General features: G+C 30.9%; 4 protein-coding genes. 3 read left to right on the top strand and 1 reads right to left on the bottom strand.

Translation table 11 applies throughout. The annotated features are described in order from the left end of the window. Positions 1 to 101, bottom strand: a 101-nt coding sequence (locus KQI94_RS15975; protein ID WP_216454640.1) for a helix-turn-helix transcriptional regulator, incomplete at its 3' end; no start/stop codon positions are given. Between the two features lie 145 nt (positions 102 to 246). On the opposite strand from KQI94_RS15975, the gene KQI94_RS15970 reads away from it, so the two are divergent. From KQI94_RS15970 to KQI94_RS15960, 3 genes are all read left to right on the top strand, one after another. Beyond that, entirely contained in the window at positions 247 to 963 is a 717-nt protein-coding gene (locus KQI94_RS15970; protein WP_229017980.1) for an XRE family transcriptional regulator, read from the top strand. A 164-nt stretch (positions 964 to 1,127) separates the two neighbouring features. Then, the gene (locus tag KQI94_RS15965) at positions 1,128 to 1,310 is read left to right on the top strand and encodes a hypothetical protein (RefSeq protein ID WP_002411356.1); all 183 of its coding nucleotides are present in this window, start codon (positions 1,128 to 1,130) and stop codon (positions 1,308 to 1,310) included. Between the two features lie 28 nt (positions 1,311 to 1,338). Continuing rightward, on the top strand, positions 1,339 to 1,546 hold a 208-nt coding region (locus KQI94_RS15960; RefSeq protein ID WP_216454638.1), incomplete at its 3' end, for a recombinase family protein.

Here is a 1,546-nt window from a genome sequence, read left to right as displayed (position 1 = left end):
GTATACATACTTCTGGTCCAACCTAATTTTTTTGCTAATTCTTCTTGCGAATAACCCTTAGCAATCCTTTCAGCCTTTAAACGATTGAGTTCAAATTCCATATTAATAATTCCCTCCTTGATTTTTATTCATCCATGAATGTGCTTTAATGATATATCGACAATTCCCGATTGTCAACTAATTGTGCCGAATTAGAACATTTTTTGTTGACTATTGGGAACTTTATTAGTATTATTCTCTTAGGAGGTGAATAATTTGAGAACAAACGATGAGATCATGACATTAATTACAGATTTGCGCAAACAGAAAAAAATGACATCCACTGAATTAGCAGAAAAAGTAGGGATAGCTAAGTCCGCAATGTCACGTTACGAAAATAGAACAAGACAATTCCCTGTTAATAAGATATCTGATTTTGCCAAAGCTTTAGAAACAAGTCCAGAATACCTATTAGGATTTGAAGAAGAACCCCTCTCTCAAATATTAACGAAAATAAATGAAACCTCAGCTAAGTTAGAAACTAAAAGACAAAAAAATGTATTAATATTTGCCGAGAAAGAATTAGATAAGCAAAACTTTGAAACGGAATCACGCAATAGAAAAGTTGTTCCATTGGTCGGAAAGACCGCAGCAAATCCTGCAGTTCTAGAATATGGAGATATAGACGTTGAACAGCATTCTTTCGCACACGTACCGGAAGGAGCAGATTGTGCTATTAATATTCAGGGAGATTCAATGGAACCGCTAATTAAAGATGGAAGCATTGTTTTTTATAAAAAACAATGTGATGTTGAAAATGGTGAAATTGCAATCGTAGAAATTGATAATGATGGTGTTACATGTAAGAAAGTAATTAAAGACTACTCAAATAAACAAATTATTTTGAGATCAATCAATACCAAATATGAAGATAGAATTTTAGAAAATGAAAAAATTAGAATTATTGGAAAAGTTATATTATAGAACTTTTGTATTAGACTTAAAAGTATTCTATTAAAGACCAATCTGTTTAAAAAAATAATTTATAGAAGAATAGTTCGTGGTTAGCTAAGAAATAAATATAAATTTTAACCCTCGGACTTTTCTTCTTACAAAAAAAGAACATACATTCTCTAAGGAGGGATATTATGAATAAATATGAAGTAGAAAAAAGACTTTGCGAAGAGTTAAATATTGAATATATTAACTTAAGTTTACGTACAGGACCTAGTCATAGATTTACTGAAAAAGAATACCAAGAACTTAAATCTGATTATGCTCAGTTATTTTTACAATTAAACAAGCTTAATGTTGAGAAAGACCAAGAGTAGTTTTTAAATAAGATAGGGGGATTCGTTTATGCTAAAGAGAGCAGCGTTATACATTAGGGTTTCTACTGATCAACAAGCAAAACACGGGGATAGTTTAGACGCACAAATAGCTACTTTAAAAGATTATGTAAGTACTCAAGACAATTTGACAATCATTGACACGTATATTGATGACGGCATTTCAGGACAAAAATTGTACCGCGATGAATTTCAACGCTTATTAGAAGATATAAAAA

This window comes from Enterococcus sp. S183_ASV_20, from assembly GCF_018919685.1.
Taxonomy (GTDB): domain Bacteria; phylum Bacillota; class Bacilli; order Lactobacillales; family Enterococcaceae; genus Enterococcus; species Enterococcus faecalis.
This window is presented reverse-complemented; position numbering and strand designations above follow the sequence as displayed.